Raw genomic sequence first — 19,429 nt, forward strand, 5'->3', positions numbered from 1 at the left:
CTGGCGCAAAGCCATAAAAATCAAGGCATTCAGGAAAATATCCGTTGCTATCCGGCGACTCGGGCCAACCAGGCCCGGAAAAACGGGTAGAATGCCGCCCACGCAATGAGGGTATTGGAAATGGCTTTAGTCGGGCGCTACAACAGTTTGCAAGTGGTTAAACACACCAACTTCGGTTTATATCTGGACGGCGGGGCGGATGGCGAAATATTGCTGCCCAATCGTTATATTCCCAAGGATATTCCCAGTGAAGATGAAGACTGGTTGAATGTTTTTGTTTATCTGGATAGCGCCGACAAGTTAATTGCAACTACCGAAAAACCAAAAGTTCAAGTCGGTGAGTTCGCCAGTCTTAAAGTCGTGGAAGTTAACAGCATCGGTGTGTTCCTCGACTGGGGCCTGCCCAAGGACCTGCTGCTGCCGTACTCCGAGGAAAAGCGCCAACTGACCGCTGGCGAGTATTGCGTGGTGCACGTCTATCTCGACAAGCACACCCGTCGCATTACCGCCACGGCCCGCCTGGACCGCTACCTGGACAAGGCTCCAGTGACCTACAAGGTCGGCCAGGAAGTCGATCTGCTGGTGGCCGAGAGCACCGACATGGGCTTCAAGGCGATCATCAACAACAAGCACTGGGGCCTGATCCACAAGAACGAAGTGTTCAAGTTCCTGCGTCCGGGCAAACAGGAAAAGGGCTTCATCAAAGAGATCCGCGCCGACGGCAAGATCAGTCTCAGCCTGCAACCGGTGGGCGAAGAACTGGCCAGCAGCCTGAACGCGAAGATCCTCGCCAAGTTACGGGAAAACAACGGCACCCTGCCGGTCAGCGACAAGAGCGATCCGACGGTGATCAGTGGCCTGTTCGGCGTCAGCAAGGGCAACTTCAAGAAGGCCATCGGCGCCTTGTACAAGAATGGCCAGATCGTTATTCATGCCGATCGCATTGAACTGACCTGATCCGTTCCTGCCTGGCGTAGTTGCGGTCGAAGATAAGACCGCGCCACGAGGGCGTTACCGAACAACCGCTGCCGGTTCCGGCAGCGGTTTTTTATTGCCTTTTTTCTGGCTGCTTGAGGCGGGAGTCAGGGGCTGTGTATCCGAGCAATCCCATGGGCGATGTATACAATCGATCGAGCCTTGTCGATGCACTGATATCAGGCAGCCGTGCACAACCAACGGGCATGCCTGCCTCTGATCCTGCCTGCTGATCATCGTTGTGTAGCCAAGGTCCAGCCCTTGATGGACAAGCGATCCACACCGTTCGCCTACAGGTTTTTCCGGTATGGCACGCATTCTGCGTAGAACTTCGTATACAACTAGTGCCAGCTCCCGTACGCAGTGTGGTCGCAAGGTCAATCGCGGGGGCAGGGCCTGTCCAACAAGGAGCCTTGCAATGACCGAGCAACTACCGAAGGGCTACAGCCCGCGTTTGTATAACCAGGACCTGGGGCCGCTGCCGCAGAAGTGGAACTGGTACAACATCTTCGCCTTCTGGATGAGCGACGTGCACAGCGTCGGCGGTTATGTATTCGCCGCCAGCCTGTTCGCCCTCGGGCTGGCCAGTTGGCAGGTGCTGGTGGCCCTGTTGGCGGGGATCTGTATCGTGCAACTGATCGCCAACCTGGTGGCCAGGCCCAGCCAGCAGGCGGCGGTACCGTACCCGGTCATTTGCCGGCTGGCGTTCGGCGTGTTCGGGGCGAATATCCCGGCGGTGATTCGCGGCCTGATCGCGGTGGCCTGGTACGGGATCCAGACCTACCTGGCGTCCAGCGCCCTGATCGTCGTGGTGCTGCGCTTTTTCCCGGCCATGGCGGCCTATGCCGAGCCGCATTTTGCCGGGCTGTCCTACCTGGGCTGGTTCGGTTTCCTCGCGCTGTGGCTGGTCCAGGCCCTGGTGTTCTGGGCCGGTATGGAGTCGATCCGGCGCTTTATCGACTGGGCGGGCCCGGTGGTCTACGCGGTGATGTTCCTTCTTGCCGGCTGGATCGTGTGGAAGGCGGGCTGGAGCAACATCAGCTTCACCCTTGGGGAGAAGTCGCTGTCGGGCTGGCAGGCATTCGGCCAGGTGATCGTCGCCACGGCGCTGGTGGTGTCCTACTTTTCCGGGCCGACCCTGAACTTCGGCGACTTCAGCCGCTACTGCCGCAGCATGCAGGATGTGCGGCGCGGCAACTTCTGGGGCTTGCCGATGAACTTCCTGGCGTTCTCCCTGGTGACCGTGATCATCGTCTCCGGCACCCTGCCGGTGTTCGGTGAAATGCTCCATGACCCGATCGCCACCGTGGCGCGGATCGACAATGATGTCGCGGTGCTGCTCGGCGCCTTCGCCTTTGTCACCGCCACCGTCGGTATCAACATAGTCGCCAACTTCGTCTCGCCGGCCTTCGACTTCGCCAACGTCGCCCCGAGCCGGATCAGCTGGCGCACCGGCGGCATGATCGCGGCCCTGGCGTCGATCTTCATCACTCCCTGGAACCTGTTCAACAACCCCCAGGTGATCCATTACACCCTCGACGTGCTGGCCGCCTTTATCGGCCCGCTGTTCGGCATTCTGCTGGTGGACTACTACCTGATCAAAAAGCAGCAGATCGATGTCGACTCGCTGTTCAATGACGGCCCGGACGGGCGTTATTACTACAGCGGCGGCGTCAACTGGACCGCGGTCAAGGCGCTGGTGCCGGCGACCCTGATGGGTGTGGCGATCACCTTCACGCCAGCATTGCAGCCGATGGCCAACTTCGCCTGGTTCACCGGGTGTTTCCTCGGTGGCGCGCTGTTTTTCCTCCTCGCGCGTCGTGAGGCCTCGCCATCCCTGAGGCTGAGCCCGACAGCCTCGAGCTGACGGTCAGGATAAAGGTCTTTTTCCAGGCGTTTTTTTCTGTCCGTTTGGTTGATAATCGACAGCACATCAATTCTTCGCCCCGGACCGGTTCCGGGGCTTTGTCGTTTCTGTCGAGTAACTGCCATGTCTATGAATCTGCCCGAGGGGCCGCGGTGAGCATCGAGCGGCGCAGTGCCGATGGTTTCGCACTGCAAGTGATGTTGGGGCTGTGCCTGATCTGGGGCGTGCAGCAAGTGATGATCAAGTGGGCCGCGGCGGATATCGCGCCGGTGATGCAGGCAGCCGCCCGCTCGGGCATTTCGGCGCTGCTGGTAGCCTTGCTGATGTGCTGGAAGGGCGGCTGGTCGCAGATTGGCAGTACCTGGCGCGGCGGCTTGCTGGCCGGCAGCCTGTTCGGCCTGGAGTTCCTGTTTATCGCCGAAGGGCTCAAGCTCACCAGCGCCGCGCACATGTCGGTGTTTCTCTATACCGCGCCGATCTTCACCGCGCTGGGGGTGAACTGGCTGCTGCCGAGCGAACGCCTGAGGCCCCTGCAATGGTTGGGGATCCTGCTGGCGTTCATTGGCATCGGCGTGGCCTTCGCCGGCGGCATTTCACTGGAAAACCTGGACACGCGCATGCTGCTTGGCGACGCCCTGGGCGTGCTGGCCGGCCTGGCCTGGGGCGCGACCACGGTGGTGGTGCGCGCATCGCGTCTGTCCGAGGCGCCGGCGACCCTGACCCTGTTCTATCAGTTGATCGTCGGTTTTGTCGGCCTGCTGCTGATCGCCGCGCTGAGCGGCCAGGTTACCCATGTCAGCCTGACCCCGGTGGCGGTGGCCAGCGTGCTGTTCCAGGGGCTGGTGGTGTCCTTTTTCAGCTACCTGACCTGGTTCTGGCTGCTGCGCCGTTACCTGGCCGCCAACCTGGCGGTGTTTTCCTTCATGACGCCGCTGTTCGGCGTTACCTTCGGAGCCCTGTTGCTGGACGAACCCCTGAGCCTCAACTTCGTGATCGGCGCGGTGCTGGTGTTGCTGGGCATCACCTTCGTCAGCGCCGAGCAGTGGCTGCGCCGGCGGATCCGCAGTCTGTTGTAACCCCAGGCTCAGGCGGTGGCGTGGCACTCCCGGGCAAGCGGTTGTTGGGTCAACAGCAAAACCCCCGCCAGCAGCAGGCTGCTGCCGGCGATGATCAGCGCCGGTTGCAGGCTGCCACTGAAATGGCTGCTCAGGGCCGCCAGCAGTGGCCCGCTCAACTGGCCCATGGCGAAGCAGGCCGTGAGCAAACCGGCGTTGCGCTGGGTGGCGTGGGGCGCCAGTTCCCGCGAGCGCTGCATCACCAGTTGCATGCAGGCCAGGAACGGCGTGCCGCAGAGCATCACCCCCAGCGCCAGGCCGGCGCCATTACCCAGCAGACAGGCGAAGATCCCGGCGGCTTGTAGCCACAAGGTTGCCATCAGCCAGTGCCGGGTGGCGTTCGGGCTGTGCCGGCGCAGGCTCACCAGCCCCACCCCGATGGCTGCCGCCAGACCGAAGCACGGCCAGAACAGGTCGGCCTGCCATTGCCCTTGAAAGCGCGCGCTGGCCATCTGTGACAGGAAGGTTGCCGGGATGATGTAACCCAGGCCGTACAGCGCATAAACCAGCCCGAGGCGGGGGATGCCGCTGTGGTTCGAGGCGTGTGGCATCTGGGCGGTCAGCGCGGGCATGGCGGGTTGCGGCAGGATCGGCAGGATCACCAGCAGCATCAGCAGGCCGGCCGCGGCGTACACCAGCCACAGGGTCGCGGAGCTTTGCCCCAGCAGGTTCGAGCCCAGGGCCAGCAGGCCGGTGAGGAAAATCCCCAGCCCGGGCCCGGCGAACACCAGGGCGCCCAGGCGTGGCCGGTCGGTGGCGTGTGCCAGGGGCTGGCTCAGGGCAGTGATCATCACCAGCACCCAGGCACTGGCCAGTCCGGTGCCGAAGCGCAGTACCAGATGGGACCAGAAGCCGCCGGCCCAGAACGAGGCCAGGGTCAGCAGCACGCACAGCCACAGCCCGCCCAGCAGACGTCGGCGAACCTGGGGCGGGCGGTGGGCGAACATGGTATCCAGCGCGCCGATGAAATACCCCAGGTAGTTGGCGGCGGCGATCAGGCCGGTGTCGGTCAGGTCGACCTGGCCCTCGCTCAGCAGGTGCGGCAGTTGCGGAGTGAGGGCGAAGCGACCAATGCCCATGGCCATCATCAGGGCGATGAAACTGGCGAGTAAACGAATCAGCGGTGACATGGTCCGGGCTCCGTCGAGTGGGCAATGACCGTCAGGCTAGGACTGATTGACTTTCTATAAAAATGAATAATATTGAGTAACTTGTTCGTTTTTGGAGAATAGTCGTGGAGTTCAGCCAGTTGCGCATCTTCCAGGCGGTCGCGGAGGAAGGCTCTATCACCCGGGCGGCCGAGCGCTTGCATCGGGTGCCGTCCAACCTGTCGACGCGGCTCAAGCAACTGGAAGAGCAACTGGGCGTCGAGCTGTTCCTGCGGGAGCGTCAGCGTCTGCAACTGTCACCGGCGGGCAAGGTGCTGCTCGATTACGCCGCGCGCCTGTTTGCCCTGCGCGATGAGGCCCATGGGGCGGTGCAAGGCGGTCAACCGGCCGGGGATTTCGTACTGGGCACCATGTACAGCACGGCGGCGATTCAATTGCCGGCGCTGCTGGCGCGTTACCACCGCGCCTACCCGGCGGTGAACCTGCAGGTGCAATCGGCGCCCAGCAGCGAGCTGCTCGAAGGCCTGCTGGCCGGACGCCTGGATGCGGCGCTGGTGGACGGCCCTCTGGAGCTGGCCAGCCTGGACGGAGTGCCGCTGTGCGATGAAAAGCTGGTGTTGATCAGCGAGGCGGATCACCCGCCGATCCGCAGCGCCCGGGATGTCGAAGGGCGCGCGGTATTCACCTTTCGCCGCGGCTGTTCGTATCGCCTGCGCCTGGAGTCCTGGTTCGCCCACTACCATGCGGCCATGGGGCGGGCGATAGAAATCGAGTCCTACCAGGGGATGCTGGCCTGCGTGATTGCCGGGTCCGGGGTGGCGCTGATGTCGGAGTCGATGCTCGCCAGCCTGCCCGGTCGCGAAAGCGTGGCGGTCCATCCACTGGCCGAGCCGTTCGCCAGTGCCACCACCTGGCTGATGTGGCGCAAAGGCATGCTCGGCGCCAACCTCAATGCCTGGATCGAGCTGCAACAGGCGAGTCAGACGGATCTGCGGGCGACGGCCTGAAACGGGCAGGCTGATTCAGATTAATCCGGTAACAGATCATTGCCATCCAGGTTGAGCAATGCGTGGAACTTAGCGCTATTATCAGAGCTAAGCGGCTCCAGAACCCTGCCGCTGGGCACGACCCTTAAGGGGGGCACTATGAAAGAGAAACTGCAAAACTGGCTTCACGACCTCGGGGTCGCACTGGGACTGATCGAGCCGCCATTGCAGCCGGTGCCAATCCGCACAGACGACGAACAACGGCGTCGGCAACAGCGTCGCCGCTAACCTTCGACTCGGGAGTGGAGCAGGCCTTTTCAGCCTGCTCCCGTCATTTTTCAGCCGCGCGAGGGCAGGTTCACTCGTGATCGGTTGCCGTCTTCTGATCCAAACCCGTCAACCCGCCAATGGCGCCCGGTGCGATGAAATCTTCAGCGCCGTGAGATCTTCAGCAGAAACCGGCTCAAGTCATTGGCGCTGTTCGCCGCCTTGAGCATCTGGTCTTCTTCGTGGGTGAAGGCGGTCAGTCCAAACTGATCTTCCAGGTGGAAAATCAGCTCCTCGATATCCTGCTTGTCCAACCCCAGTTCCTGCAGACTCACATCGTCGGCAAATCCGTCTTTGCCATCCAGCAGGTGGCTGATGAAGTCGTGCACGGCTTGTCGGACTTCGGCTCTATTCATGTCGCTCTTTTCGCCAGGGGCCTGCGCAGGGCTTTGAAGCGGGCGGGATTGTGTGCAGTACAGCACAGCTTCAGGGGGGCCGACGGATCCAATCCTCGATCATCGTGCGCAACTGCGCTCCCGAAAAACTGCCGAAATGGCCGCCATGCACGGTACGCACCGGCAGCTGGTACAGGCGTTCCAGGCTGGTGGCGTAGTCCTCCAGATTCGAGTGGTAGGCGTCTTCGACCAGCGGGCCGTCGTAGATGATGTCGCCGCTGAACAGGGTGCCGCTGGCGGCCTCCCAGAGGCTGATACCCCCGGGGGAATGGCCGGGCGTATGCAACACCTGGAGGCTACGGTTGCCCAGGTCGAGCACGTCGCCCTCCTCGATCAGGCGCGTCGCCGGGGCGGCCTTGACCCGATATTCGGCGTAGCACAGCGGGCAATCCGGGTGGGCCTCGAACATCGCGTCGCCGACGTAGGCGGCAGACAGGGTATTGGCGCCGTCGGGCGCGGCGAGGATCTGCGCCTCGGCCGGGTGCACCAGGCGTTCGGGGAATTCGTGATGCCCGGCGATATGGTCGAAATGGCAATGGCTGGCCACCGCCAGCAGTGGCCGTTCGGTGAGCCAGGGCAACTGCTCGCGCAAGCTGACCAGACCGGAGCCGCTGTCCAGCAGCAGGTCCCTGTCGCGGCCCTGGATATGCCACAGGTTGCAGCGATAGAACGGCCGGATATAGGGCTCGTGGATCAGCCGAATCCCGTCGCTCAGGCTTCTGACTTCGAACCAGTGGTCGCGGCTGACAATCTTCATCGACTTTCCTCCAGGCGAAAAAAAAACGGGTGCAGCCACCGACGCTGCACCCGCCGAAGAAAAATGTACGGCGTCTGACCTGAGGTTAGATCGCGTTGGCCAGGGTTGCCGGACGACGAGACAACAGGCTCACCGCCACGAAGCTGACCAGGCCGACAGCCAGGCTGTAGTAGATCGGGGTGTTGGCATCCAGGCCGTCCTTGAACATGAACACCAGCGCGGTGAGGAAGCCCAGGCCCATGCTGGCGATGGCGCCGGCGGTGGTCGCGCGTTTCCAGAAGATGGCGCCAATCAGCGGGATCAGCATGCCGCCCACCAGCAGGTTGTAGGCCAGGGTCAGGGCGCTGATCACGTCGTTGACCACCAGGGCGATGCCCAGTACCAGGATACCGGTCAGCAGGGTGAACAGGCGGTTGATGCCCAGGCTCGACTGCTTGCCGCCGCGCAGCTTGGGCAGCAGGTCTTCGGTCAGGGTGGTGGAGGCGGCCAGCAGGCCGGCGCTGGCGGTGGACATCATGGCGGCCAGGGCCGCGGCGATCACCAGGCCACGGATACCGTCCGGCAGCGAGGCTTTGACGATGGCGGCGAAGGCGTTGTTGACGTTGTCCAGGTCCGGCAGCAAAACGTGTGCGGCCATGCCGATCAGGGCACAGGCCAGGCCGTAGAGGATGCAGTAGAAACCGGCGACGGTGCCTGCGTATTGCGCGACTTTTTCGGTCTTGGCGGTGAACACCCGTTGCCAGATGTCCTGGCCGATCAGGATGCCGAAGAAGTAGATCATGAAGTAGGTGACGATGGTGTCCCAGCCGATGGTGGTGAAGCTGAAGCTGGACGCCGGCAGCTTGGCCACCAGCTCGTCCCAGCCGCCGACGCGGTACAGGCAGATGGGCAGCAGGATGAACATCAGGCCGACGGTCTTGATCACGAACTGGACGATGTCGGTCAGGGTCAGCGACCACATGCCGCCGATCGCCGAATAGATCACCACCACGCCGCCGCCCAGCAGCACCGAGATCCAGAACGGCAGGCCGAACAGCACTTGCAGCACGGTGCCGATGGCGAGGATCGAGGTCACGCCGATCATCAGCGCGTAGGCCAGCATGATCACCGCGCTGGCCTGGCGGGCCATCGGGTTGTAGCGTTTTTCCAGGACCTGGGTAACGGTGAAGATCCGCAACTTGAGCAGGGGTTTGGCCAGCAGCAGGTTGAGGGCGATGATGCCCAGGCCCAGTGCCGCGCACAGCCAGAAACCGGAGATTCCGTGGACATAACCCAGGCGCACGGTGCCGACGGTGGAGGCCCCGCCCAGTACGGTGGCGGCCATGGTGCCCATGTACAGGCTCGGGCCCAGGTTGCGGCCGGCTACCAGGTAGTCCTCGTGGGTCTTGGCCTTGCGCATGCCGTAATAGCCGAGCACCAGCATGCCGGCGGCGTAGATGAGTACGACGAGTAGATCTAAAGCCATGATGGCGTGTCTCCGATTGTCTTTCTTATAGTGGCTTGCTGTAGAAGCGAGGCTTGCCGCAATCGAGGCGACGCGATCTGGCGGACCCGTCGTGTGAGGCGTGATTGCCGGCGAGCCTGCCGCTACAGGTCATGCTTGAGTCAGGCGGCTTGGCGCATGACCGGTTTACCGAGCGAATCCGTGCTCTTGCTACGTGGATCGTTGGGGCCGTAGACCGCGGGCGGTTCCGGGAACAGGTTGAGCAGGGCCAGGTACACCAGCGAGGCCAGGCCCAGGGTCACCGGCAGGCTGATATCGATGCCGTCGGCCAGGTTGCCCAGCGGGCCGACGAACTGCCCGGGCAGGTTGACGAAGCACAGGCCGACCAGCGCGCTGGGGATCCAGGCCCCCAGGCCACGCCAGTTCCAGCCGTGCTGGAACCAGTAGCGGCCACCTTGCTCGCCACGGGTGAAGACCTGCAGGTCGTCCGGGCAGTAGAAGCCGCGACGCACCAGCAGGCCGATCAGCATGATCACCATCCACGGGGTGGTGCAGGTGATGATCAGCACGGCGAAGGTCGACACGCTCTGCACCAGGTTGGCGGCGAAGCGCCCTATGAAGATGAAGGCGATCGACAGCACGCCGATCAGCAGGGTCGCCTTGACCCGCGACAGCACCCGCGGGAACACGCTGGACATGTCCAGGCCGGTGCCATACAGCGAGGTGGTGCCGGTGGACATGCCGCCGATCACCGCGATCAGGCATACCGGCAGGAAGAACCAGCTCGGCGAGACCGCCAGCAGGCCGCCGACGTAGTTGTTGGCGGCGATGTAGTCGGGGGCCTTGATCGCCACGATGGTGGCGGTGGCCAGGCCGAACAGGAAAGGAATCAGGGTGGCGATCTGCGCGGCGATCACCGCCAGCATGATCCGGCCTTTCGGCGTTTCGCGGGGGATGTAGCGCGACCAGTCGCCGAGGAACGCGCCGAAGGAAATCGGGTTGCTCATGGCCACCAGCGCGGCGCCGATGAAGGCTGCCCAGAAACCCGCCTGGCCGAGGGCCACGGTTCCGGCGAACTGGCTGTCGAAGGCCGGCGCGAAAGCGAAGATCCCCAGCAGGAACAGCAGGCTCGCCGCCCATACGGCAATGCGGTTGACCCACAGCATGAAGCGGAAGCCGTAGATGCACACCGTCAGCACCAGGATCGCGAACAGGCCGTAGGCCAGGCCCAGGGTCAGGTCGGTTTCCGGCAGGTCGATCAGGCGCTTGGCGCCGCCCACCAGGGCATCCCCCGAACTCCACACGGAGAGCGAGAAGAAGGCGATGGCGGTAAGCAACGACAGGAACGAGCCGACGATCCGCCCGTGCACGCCGAAGTGCGCACCGGAAGAAACCGCGTTGTTGGTGCCGTTGATCGGCCCGAACAGACCCATCGGCGCGAGGATCAGTGCCCCCAGGATCACGCCCAGCACGATCGCCCAGACACCCGCCTGGAAGGACAGGCCGAACAGCACCGGGAAACTGCCGAGCACGGCGGTGGCAAAGGTATTGGCGCCGCCGAAGATCAGGCGAAACAGGTCGCTGGGCCGGGCGTCGCGTTCATGGTCGGGGATCTGTTCGACCCCGTTTGTTTCGATGTGGCTAAGGCTTTTTTCTTTGTTGTTGTTATTCATGATCTGCTCCGATCACTAGGGCGCGCTCATCGTGCGTGAGCGTCACCTTTCTGGCTAAGGGGGTGGCAGCCCTTCCGGCATTGCGGACAAATGTTCGTGGCAGGCCAGCCATAGGCCTTGTTGTTGTGTGCCGGACCCTTGTCTGCAAAAAACAATGGTCTCGCGCTCCTGGCTGAAGTGTTGCTCCCCTTGCATGCGCAGCTCGGTGGCGACGTCATGAATGAATACCGCGGTGTCCCCCAGCAGGCTGACAAAGGCGTTGCTCGAAGTGCAGGACAGCACTTCGAAGCCATCCTCGCGGCGCCAGCTGTCCCACAGCGCCTGGTAGGCGTCGCGGGACAGCAGGGGCTGGGCGAGGGTGTAGAAGACGAAGCTGGCGTCAACGCTGAACGCACCGAAGTAGGCTTCGCGATCGTTACGGGCGAAGGCTGCCACCAGGTCGGCGGCGGCTTTGAGAACCTGCTCGCGCTCGTTCATGGCCGGGCCTCAGCGACGCGCCACGCCCGGCAGTACGCAGAGCATTTCATACAGCAGGTTGGCGCCCAGCAGCGAGGTGTTGCCGGTGGTGTCGTACGGCGGCGAGACTTCTACCAGATCGCAGCCGACCAGGTCGAGGCCCTGGCAGCCACGGACGATCTCGATCGCCTGGATGGTGGTCAGGCCGCCGATTTCCGGGGTGCCGGTGCCAGGCGCCCAGGCCGGGTCGATGCCATCGATGTCGAAGCTCAGGTACACCGGGCCGTCACCGACCTTCGCCCGTACTTCGGCCATCAGCGGGTCCAGCGACTTGTGCCAGCACTCTTCGGCCTGCACCACGCGGAAACCCTGCTTGCGGCTCCAGTTGAAGTCTTCGGCGGTGTAGCCCTGGGCGCGCAGGCCGATCTGCACCACGCGGTCGCAGTCCAGCAGGCCTTCTTCGACGGCGCGGCGGAAGGTGGTGCCGTGGGCGATCTTCTCGCCGAACATGTGGTCGTTGACATCGGCATGGGCGTCGATGTGCACCAGGCCGACCTTGCCGTGTTTCTTGTGGATGGCACGCAGGATCGGCAGGGTGATGGTGTGGTCGCCGCCCAGGGTCAGCGGGATCACGTTGTGCTCGAGGATGCCGTCGTAGGCTTCTTCGATGATGCGCACGGCGTCCAGCAGGTTGAAGGTGTTGATGGCCACGTCGCCGATATCGGCCACGTTCAGCGAGTCGAAGGGCGCGGCGCCGGTGGCCATGTTGTACGGACGGATCATCACCGATTCGGCGCGGATCTCTCGGGGCCCGAAGCGGGTGCCAGCGCGCAGCGAGGTGCCGATGTCCAGCGGTACGCCGACAAAGGCGGCATCCAGGCCGGCCGGGGTCGGCACATGGGGAAGACGCATCATGGTGGCGATGCCGCCGAAGCGCGGCATTTCGTTGCCGCCCAGTGGTTGGTGGAGAATCTTGTCCACGGGATTGGCCTCATCGTTGTTTTATTTATGGGGTTTACGGCGCGGCAATGACTGCCGGCGAAACCGAGTGGGGCCGATTCTGCGAAATGTAGTGGGTGGGAAGAATCGCTACGGGCAAATACTTAGTTCAGATTTTTCTAAACTAATGGCGCTCGTAAAGGATAGACTCTGGCCCTGTGAGAGCGGTACTACCCGGACCGGAGATCATTCGCGGGCAAGCCTCGCGCCTACAGAAGCGGGAGCGAGGCTTGCCCGCGATTGGCCGCTCAGCGGTCATGATCACCGTCGCGACGCTGTTCATGAAGGAACGCCAATGAGGTCTGGATGACCCTGATACCTGATCCCCGTTGTCGATTTTCCTTGTGGAGCTCCCATGGCCAACGCTTTACCTGATCTGAAACTATTGCGCATCTTCGTCAGCGTGGTGCGGCATCAGGGATTCGCCAATGCCCAGCACGAACTGAACCTCTCCACGTCGGCCATCAGCACCTACATGAGCCAGCTCGAATCGGCCCTGGGGCTGGTCCTGTGCCACCGTGGCCGCGGCGGTTTCAGCCTGACCAGCAAGGGCGAGCTGTTCCACCAGGAAACCCTGCGCCTGCTGGGCGAGCTAGAAGGCTTCGAGCAGTACGCCGCGGCGCTCAAGGGCGAACTGCGCGGCACCCTCAACCTGGGGGTGATCGACTCGACGGTGAGTGACAAAGCCCTGCCGTTCGCTGAAGCCATCGGCGCCTACAGCCAGGAACACCCGGCGGTGCATTTGCATCTGTCGGTGCTCAGCCCCTACGAATTGCAGCTCGGCGTGCAGGACAACCGTCTGGACCTGGCCATCGGCGCGTTCTCCACGCGCATGAGCGGGCTGGTGTACATGCCGCTGTACCGCGAGCAGCACTGGCTGTATTGCAGCAACCGGCACCCGCTGTTCAACGAGCGGCGCATCCCCGAGCAGGTGATCACCCAGCAGCGCATGGTCGGCCGTGGCTACTGGAGCCAGGCCGAACTGGCTCGCCACGGCTTCAAGCACAGCGCGGCGACGGTGGAGAGCATGGAGGCGCAGCTGATCCTGGTACTGTCCGGCGCCTACATCGGCTACCTGCCGGAGCATTACGCCCAGGCCTGGGCCGACAAGGGCGACTTGCGCGTACTGCTGCCGGCCACCTTCGGCTATCAGGCGCCGTTTTCGATGATCGTGCGCCGCGGCCGTAGCCGGGAGCCGCTGATCCAGACGTTCCGCGACCTGCTCAAGGCGCAGCTCAACCAGGTCTGAGGAGGCCACTATGTCGAGAGTCCAGTGCCCGCGTTGCCTGCGCCCGAAAACCCATTGCCTGTGCCCGCTGATTCCACGGCTGGACAGCCGCACCCGGATCCTGCTGTTGCAGCATCCCAGCGAAGTGAACCACGCGCTGAATACCGCACGGCTGGCGGCGCTGGGGCTGAACAATGCCGAATTGATCGTCGGGGAGGTGTTTGACGACCTGCCGAAGCTGTTGAGCTGCCCCGGGTATCAGGCGCGCCTGCTGTTCCCGGTGGAGGACGCGCAGCCGTTGCAGGCCTATTCCAGCGCGCCGGACGAGCAGCCCTTGCTGCTGGTGGTGCCCGACGGCACCTGGCGCAAGGCGCGCAAGTTGTTGCACCTCAATCCGCTGCTGGCGGCGTTGCCCCGGGTCACCCTGGCCGAAGGCGCGGTGTCCCGTTACCGGCTGCGCAAGGCGCCGGGACCTGGGGCCTTGTCGACCATCGAAGCCATCGTCCAGGCCCTGCAGACCCTGGAGGCGCCAGCCTCGTTCGAGCCCTTGCTGAAACCTTTCGAGGCCTTGATCAACGGGCAGATCGCGGCGATGGGGGAAGACACCTATCAGCGTAACCACCTGCGGGCGCAGGACGACTCCCTGTAGCCGCAGCCTGCGGCAGCGGCTACAGGTTAACGCTCGCGCATCGCCTCGGTCCGCGCCTTGAGCACCGGCTTGAGCAGGTAGTCGAGCACGCTTTTCTCGCCGGTGATGATGTCCACCGTGGCAACCATGCCGGGGATGATCAGCAGGGGCTTGAGGTCGCCGCCCAGGTGGTTCTTGTCGGTGCGTACCTGGATCAGGTAGAAGCTGTTGCCCTTGTCGTCGGTGATGGTGTCGGCGCCGATCAGTTCCAGCTTGGCGCTCAGGCCGCCGTATATGGTGTAGTCGTAGGCGCTGAACTTGACCATGGCTTTTTGCCCGGGATGGAGGAAGGCCACGTCCTGCGGCCGCACCTTGGCCTCGATCAGCAAGTTATCCTCCAGCGGCACGATTTCCAGCATGTCGCTGCCCGGCTGGACCACGCCGCCGATGGTGTTGACCTTGAGCTGCTTGATCACCCCATGCACCGGCGAGGTCACGGTGGTGCGGGTCACCCGGTCGTCGATGGCGATGCTCGAGGCGGTGATCTTCGACAGCTCGGTGCGTTTCTCGTTGAGTTCCTTGGCCGCATCGGAACGGAAGCCCTGTTCGGACTCGTCGATCTTGCTCCTGATTTCGTTGATCGCCGATTCCGCCCGGGGAATGGCCAGGGTCGTGGCATTCAGCGAGCCGCGGATTTCCACGGCGCTGCGCTTGAGACGCAGGATCTCCACCGGTGACACCGCGCCGGTACTCACCAGCGGCGCCGACATGTTCATCTCCTGGTTGAGCAGGGCCAGGCTGGAACTGAACTGCCCCTGTTTCGAGCGGAACTCCGCCAGTTCCTGGGTCTTTTGCCGCAGCTGTTCGCTCAGGGTCCGTTGTTCGCTGGCCAGGCGGCGCTGGCGCTGTTCATATAGCGAGCGTTCGTCCTCCGCCACCTGCGGCGCCTTGGCCACCACCTCGTCGGACGGCTTGAACGGCCGGCCCTCGGCTTCGGCGGACAGGCGTTCGACCTGGGCCATCAAGGCATAGCGGTCGGCCTCGCTTTCGCCCTTGTTCGACAAAAAACGCGTGTCGTCCAGGCGCAGCAGGGTGTCGCCCTTGTTCACCATCTGCCCTTCGCGCACGAAGATCTCGGTGACGATGCCGCCCTCCAGGTTCTGCACCACCTGCACCTTGCTCGACGGGATGGCCTTGCCTTCGCCGGTGGTCACCTCCTGCAGCACCGCGAATTTGGCCCAGAGCAGGGCACTGATAAGCAGCCCGGTGGTCAGCCAGACGACAATGCGCGAGCCGCGGGGCGAGTCCTGCAACGAGGCGCCGGCGGTTTCGGGCATGAACTCGCTTTCCGCGCTTTTGCGCAGGCTGGCGAAGTAGCCGCGTGATTGCGATGAGGCAGGCATGGAGCGACTCCTAGACCGCCGCAGAGCCGACACGGCCCTTGCGCAGTGCATCGATGACCGCTTCTTTCGGCCCGTCGGCGACGATCCGTCCGTTGTCCAGGACCACCAGCCGGTCCACCAGGCTGAGCATCGAGGTGCGGTGGGTCACCAGCAGCAGGGTCTTGCCCTGTACCCAGGCGTGCAGGCGCTGGCGCAGGGCGTCTTCGCTGCTGTTGTCCATAGCGCTGGTGGGTTCGTCCAGGAGCATGATCGGCGGGTCCAGCAGCAGCGCCCGGGCCAGCAGCACCGCCTGGCGCTGGCCGCCGGACAGCAACTGGCCACGCTCGCCCACCGGCCGGTCGAAGCCCTGGGGATGCTGGCGGGCCAGTTCGGTGACCCCGGTCAGCTCGGCGACCTCGAGCATGCGCGCATCGCTGATGTAGCGGGCGCCGAGGGTCAGGTTGTCGCGCAGGCTGCCGGCCAGCAGCGGCAGGTCGTGGGCGACATAGCCGATCTGCTGGCGCAGGTCGGCCACGTCGAGCTGGCGCAGGTCGAGGCCGTCCAGCAGCAACTGGCCTTCCTCGGGGGCATAGAAACCCATGACCAGGCGTCCCAGGGTGCTCTTGCCGGAGCCGCTGCGGCCGATGATGCCGATGCGTTCGCCGGGCTGCATGCTGAAGCTGATGTTGCTCAGGGCCGCGGCATTCTGCCCCTGATAACGGAAGGTCACCTGATTGAGCGCCAGCGCGCCTTGCAGTTGCGTGCGCTCCAGCGGGCGCTGGCGGGCATCGCGTTCCTGGGGCAGGGCCATCAGGGCGTCGGTGCTGCGCATGGTCAGTTGCGCCTGCTGGTAGCGGGTGATCAGCCCGGCGATCTGCCCCAGCGGCGCCAGGACGCGGCTGCCGAGCATGTAGGTGGCCACCAGCGCGCCGACGCTGAGGTTGCCGGCGATGATGCTGTAGACCCCGGCGACTATGGTCGCCATGCCGCAGAACTGCTGGATGAACAGGGTGCCGTTGGTGGCCAGGGCCGAGAGATTGCGCGCGTGGCTGTCGAGGCGGGTGAGGGCGCCGTGGGTGCTTTCCCAGCGGTGCTGGCGTTCGCTTTCGGCGCAGCAGGCCTTGAGGGTTTCCAGGCCGCCGAGGGTCTCGATCAGCAGCGCCTGGCGTTCGGCGCCCAGGCTCAGGCTCTTTTGCACGGTGTCGCGCAGGCGGGCCTGGATCAGCATGGCGAAGACGATGGTCAGGGGAAACGCCAGCAGCGGAATCACCACCAGCCAGCCGCCGAGCAGGCCGATCACCAGCAGCATCAGCACGGCGAAGGGCAGGTCGATCAGGCTGGTCAGGGTCACGGCGGTGAGAAACTCGCGCAGGCCCTGGAAGTCATGGATGCTCTGGGCGAAGCCGCCGATGGTCGCCGGCTTGGCTTTCATCGCCATGCCGGTGATGCGCTCGAACAGGGTGGCGGAGAGGATCACGTCGGTGCGCTTGCCTGCGCTGTCCAGCAGATGGGCGCGCACCACCCGCAACACCAGCTCGAAGCCGGTGCCGATCAACAGGCCGATGGCCAGCACCCAGAGGGTCGAGGTGGCCTGGTTGGGCACCACGCGGTCGTAGGTCTGCATGACGAACAGTGGCACCATCAACCCCAGCAGGTTGATCAACAGGCTGGCGAGGATCGCGTCGCTGTACAGCCAGCGCGAGAGTTTCAGGGTGTCGCGGAACCAGGCTTCGACCCGTGGCACCAGGGAGTTGCGTAGCTCTTCCAGTTCATGGCGTGGCCGGGCGAACAGCGCCTGGCCACTGTAGTCGTCGTTCAGCTCCGCCTGGCTGACCCACTGTTCGCCGCCCTCGGCTTCGCTGGGCAGGATCAGCGCCTGGCCGTCATCGCCCCAGCGGCGCAGGACCGCGCAGCGGCCATGCTTGAGGATCAGCAGCACCGGCAGGTTGAGCTTGGAGATCGCCGACAGCTCGCGGCGCAGCAAGCGAGCCTGCAGGCTGGCGCGGGCCGCGGCGCGGGGCAGCAGGTCCAGGCTCAGGCGTTGCTGGGCCAGGGGCAGCCCCGCGCTGAGGCTGGCACGGCTGACGGTGCAGTCGTGCAGTTTGCAGAGGATCAGCAATCCGTCCAACAACGGGTCATCAAAGCTCAGGCGCGGATCGACGCCTGAGCTCCCCGGTTCCATGCTGGTCACATTGAAGTCCTCCGAGGACTTAACGCATCTCCGGCAGACGGGCGTCGCTCTTCACTTCGGTCTGGGCGATCGCTTCGGCTGGCACCACGACTTTTTCCTTGTTCAACAGCTCGCCCATGTTCGCCAGCACGCGGTACATCGAGAACTCCTCGGTGTAGCGCACTTCGGTGTAGCGGCGGTTGGCGTTGTACAGCTCGTTTTCGCTGTCCAGCAGGTCGAGCAGGGTGCGCTGGCCGAGACCGAACTGGTCCTGGTAGGCGGCCCGTACGCGGGTGGTGGTTTCAGCGTATTCGCGAGCAGTGGGGGTCTGCTTCTTGGCGTTGAGCATGGCGTTCCAGGCCAGGGTGATGTTCTCGTTGAGCATGCGCAGCGCGTTGTTGCGGATGTCCATGGCCTGGTTGATCTTGTGCGCGTCCGATTGCAGGCGGGCCTTGTCGCTGCCGCCGCGGAACAGGTTGTAGTTCATCACCACGCCCACCCGCCATTCATTGTCGTGGCCCTTGTCGCCCTGCACGTTGTCGTTGGCGCCCACCGCGGCCTCGGCGTCGAAACGTGGGTAGAACGGCGACTTGGCGACCTCGTACTGGCTCTCGGCCGCTTGCACGTCGGCCTGGGCCGATTTCAGGTAGGGGTTGTTCTCCAGCATGCTCTGCCGGGCATCCGGCAGGCTGGCGGGCATCTCGCCGCGCACCGAAGGCAGGCTTTCCAGTTCGTCGGGCATACGGCCCACGGCGCTGAAGAAGTTGGCCTCGGCGTCGGCCAGGTCGACCTGTGCGGTGTCATAGTTGTTTTCCGCCAGGGCGCGACGGGCCTTGGACTGGTCGAGGTCGGCGGTGCTGCCGACGCCGCGTTCGCTGCGCAGGCCGATCTGGTCGTTGACCCGCAGGTGTGCCTGCAGGTTGTTCTTGGCCAGGGTCACCAGTTCGCGGCGCTTGAGCACTTCCAGGTACACCTCGATGGTGCGCAGGGCCAGGCTCTCGGCGGTGCCGCGGGTGTAGTAGGCCCGCGAGTTGGAGACCGACTGGGTACGCCCGACTTCGTTGGCGGTATTGAAGCCGTCGAAGAGCATTTGCCGCAGGCGCAACTCCGACTGGGTATAGGTCAGGGTCTCGGTGTGATGGTTGCCCAACGCGCGGGTGGTGGTGTTGTCGCTGTAGCCACGGCCATAGGCTGCATTCAGGTCCAGGGATGGATAAAAGCCCCCTTTGGCGACCTTGACGTCCTCATCAGCCGACAGACGGTTGTTCTGGCTCGCGCGCAGTTCCGGGTGGTTGTCCAGCGTGCTTTGAATCGCCTCCGTCAGAGACATGGCTTGGGCCTGATGAATACAGGCCATGGCTAATAAAATCGCGCTACTGAGGGGGGTAAAAACGCGCATGAGGTACATCTCCCTGGTCCATGTATGTGCTTTGCAGTCGCCAAAAAAATGACGAAATTTATAGATCAAACCGTTTCAGGCTTGTAACAACAGAGCTAAGAACATCCTGAGCGGAAGCTAAGAAGAATTTCTCATAAGGCTTATGCTGAAAAAAACTTATGCACTCTGTGAAATCCAGCACATTGTTCAGTTCGAAAACCCCGTATTTATAGGCTCTAGGGAGCTTTTTCGGGACTTGAAAAGGTTCAACAAAATTTGCGACATAGGGCGGGAAAGGAGCGGTGAGGAGGGTGCGATACGGATTTTTGAGCGACATTTTTTTGTCGCTTGCAGTGTTTGAATCCGTGTCGCGACTTTCGCGGGAGGGCTGTCCGGAGCCGGAATGCGCTTGATTGCATTCGGTTTTGCCTTCGGCAGAAACAGCAGGCCAGCGAGGGACGAGCGAGAGGGACAGGCCGGTGCGCAGGTTCGACTGAGCAGACATCAGCGAGCCTTCAGGCTGGCGTTTCCTGTCGGTGA

At 63.5% G+C, this 19,429-nt stretch carries 18 protein-coding genes; 7 read left to right on the forward strand and 11 right to left on the reverse strand.

What is annotated here, in order from left to right; all coding sequences use genetic code 11:
- Nucleotides 1-120: 120 nt before the first annotated feature.
- The 3 genes from H0I86_RS07595 to H0I86_RS07605 all read left to right on the forward strand — a co-directional run bounded on the left by H0I86_RS07595 (nt 121) and on the right by H0I86_RS07605 (nt 3,918).
- Nucleotides 121-957: a CvfB family protein gene (locus tag H0I86_RS07595; protein ID WP_023968236.1), complete on the forward strand. Its 837-nt coding sequence runs from the start codon at nt 121-123 to the stop codon at nt 955-957.
- A 436-nt stretch (nt 958-1,393) separates the two neighbouring features.
- The gene (locus tag H0I86_RS07600; RefSeq protein WP_180924573.1) at nt 1,394-2,842 is read left to right on the forward strand and encodes an NCS1 family nucleobase:cation symporter-1; all 1,449 of its coding nucleotides are present in this window, start codon (nt 1,394-1,396) and stop codon (nt 2,840-2,842) included.
- A gap of 152 nt (nt 2,843-2,994) precedes the next feature.
- A complete protein-coding gene (locus H0I86_RS07605) occupies nt 2,995-3,918 on the forward strand; it encodes a DMT family transporter (RefSeq protein WP_180924574.1) in 924 nt (307 codons plus the stop codon).
- 8 nt (nt 3,919-3,926) lie between these two features.
- Here the strand turns inward: H0I86_RS07605 and H0I86_RS07610 are convergent, their stop codons facing one another.
- Nucleotides 3,927-5,087, reverse strand: coding sequence for an MFS transporter (locus H0I86_RS07610; protein ID WP_180924575.1), 1,161 nt, complete (start codon nt 5,085-5,087; stop codon nt 3,927-3,929).
- A 104-nt stretch (nt 5,088-5,191) separates the two neighbouring features.
- Here H0I86_RS07610 and ptrR point away from each other — a divergent pair, with 104 nt between their 5' ends.
- Both ptrR and H0I86_RS32070 read left to right on the forward strand, forming a co-directional pair.
- Complete coding sequence (gene ptrR, locus H0I86_RS07615) at nt 5,192-6,073, forward strand: putrescine utilization regulator PtrR (protein WP_180924576.1); 882 nt, start codon at nt 5,192-5,194, stop codon at nt 6,071-6,073.
- Nucleotides 6,074-6,211: 138 nt separating this feature from the next.
- Nucleotides 6,212-6,340, forward strand: a complete 129-nt coding sequence (locus tag H0I86_RS32070) for a PA1414 family protein (protein ID WP_009042667.1) — start codon at nt 6,212-6,214, stop codon at nt 6,338-6,340.
- Nucleotides 6,341-6,483: 143 nt separating this feature from the next.
- Here the strand turns inward: H0I86_RS32070 and H0I86_RS07620 are convergent, their stop codons facing one another.
- From H0I86_RS07620 to speB, 6 genes are all read right to left on the reverse strand, one after another.
- On the reverse strand, nt 6,484-6,735 hold the full coding sequence (locus H0I86_RS07620) for an acyl carrier protein (protein ID WP_180924577.1): 252 nt from the start codon (nt 6,733-6,735) through the stop codon (nt 6,484-6,486).
- Nucleotides 6,736-6,805: 70 nt separating this feature from the next.
- Nucleotides 6,806-7,531: an MBL fold metallo-hydrolase gene (locus tag H0I86_RS07625; RefSeq protein WP_180924578.1), complete on the reverse strand. Its 726-nt coding sequence runs from the start codon at nt 7,529-7,531 to the stop codon at nt 6,806-6,808.
- An 85-nt stretch (nt 7,532-7,616) separates the two neighbouring features.
- The gene (locus H0I86_RS07630; protein WP_180924579.1) at nt 7,617-8,996 is read right to left on the reverse strand and encodes a sodium:solute symporter family protein; all 1,380 of its coding nucleotides are present in this window, start codon (nt 8,994-8,996) and stop codon (nt 7,617-7,619) included.
- A 140-nt stretch (nt 8,997-9,136) separates the two neighbouring features.
- The gene (locus H0I86_RS07635) at nt 9,137-10,648 is read right to left on the reverse strand and encodes a purine-cytosine permease family protein (RefSeq protein WP_180924580.1); all 1,512 of its coding nucleotides are present in this window, start codon (nt 10,646-10,648) and stop codon (nt 9,137-9,139) included.
- A 54-nt stretch (nt 10,649-10,702) separates the two neighbouring features.
- Nucleotides 10,703-11,125, reverse strand: a complete 423-nt coding sequence (locus H0I86_RS07640) for a YybH family protein (RefSeq protein WP_180924581.1) — start codon at nt 11,123-11,125, stop codon at nt 10,703-10,705.
- Between the two features lie 9 nt (nt 11,126-11,134).
- Nucleotides 11,135-12,085 (reverse strand): agmatinase, encoded by a 951-nt coding sequence (speB, locus tag H0I86_RS07645; protein WP_007920678.1) that lies wholly within the window; start codon nt 12,083-12,085, stop codon nt 11,135-11,137.
- 373 nt (nt 12,086-12,458) lie between these two features.
- Between speB and H0I86_RS07650 the strand changes: the two genes are divergently transcribed.
- Both H0I86_RS07650 and H0I86_RS07655 read left to right on the forward strand, forming a co-directional pair.
- A complete protein-coding gene (locus tag H0I86_RS07650) occupies nt 12,459-13,352 on the forward strand; it encodes a LysR family transcriptional regulator (protein WP_180924582.1) in 894 nt (297 codons plus the stop codon).
- Nucleotides 13,353-13,362: 10 nt separating this feature from the next.
- Entirely contained in the window at nt 13,363-13,980 is a 618-nt protein-coding gene (locus tag H0I86_RS07655; RefSeq protein ID WP_180924583.1) for a tRNA-uridine aminocarboxypropyltransferase, read from the forward strand.
- A gap of 26 nt (nt 13,981-14,006) precedes the next feature.
- On the opposite strand, the gene H0I86_RS07660 is transcribed toward H0I86_RS07655, so the two are convergent.
- From H0I86_RS07660 to H0I86_RS07675, 4 genes are read right to left on the reverse strand one after another with little or no spacing between them, the layout of a single operon-like run.
- Nucleotides 14,007-15,362, reverse strand: coding sequence for an HlyD family type I secretion periplasmic adaptor subunit (locus H0I86_RS07660; RefSeq protein ID WP_180924584.1), 1,356 nt, complete (start codon nt 15,360-15,362; stop codon nt 14,007-14,009).
- Between the two features lie 10 nt (nt 15,363-15,372).
- A complete protein-coding gene (locus H0I86_RS07665; RefSeq protein WP_180924585.1) occupies nt 15,373-17,532 on the reverse strand; it encodes a type I secretion system permease/ATPase in 2,160 nt (719 codons plus the stop codon).
- 19 nt (nt 17,533-17,551) lie between these two features.
- On the reverse strand, nt 17,552-18,910 hold the full coding sequence (locus tag H0I86_RS07670) for a TolC family outer membrane protein (protein ID WP_180924586.1): 1,359 nt from the start codon (nt 18,908-18,910) through the stop codon (nt 17,552-17,554).
- Nucleotides 18,911-18,968: 58 nt separating this feature from the next.
- Entirely contained in the window at nt 18,969-19,394 is a 426-nt protein-coding gene (locus H0I86_RS07675; RefSeq protein ID WP_180924587.1) for a hypothetical protein, read from the reverse strand.
- Nucleotides 19,395-19,429 lie beyond the last annotated feature (35 nt).

It is taken from the genome of Pseudomonas chlororaphis subsp. aurantiaca, assembly GCF_013466605.1.
In the GTDB taxonomy this organism is placed as follows: Bacteria; Pseudomonadota; Gammaproteobacteria; order Pseudomonadales; family Pseudomonadaceae; genus Aquipseudomonas; species Aquipseudomonas chlororaphis_I.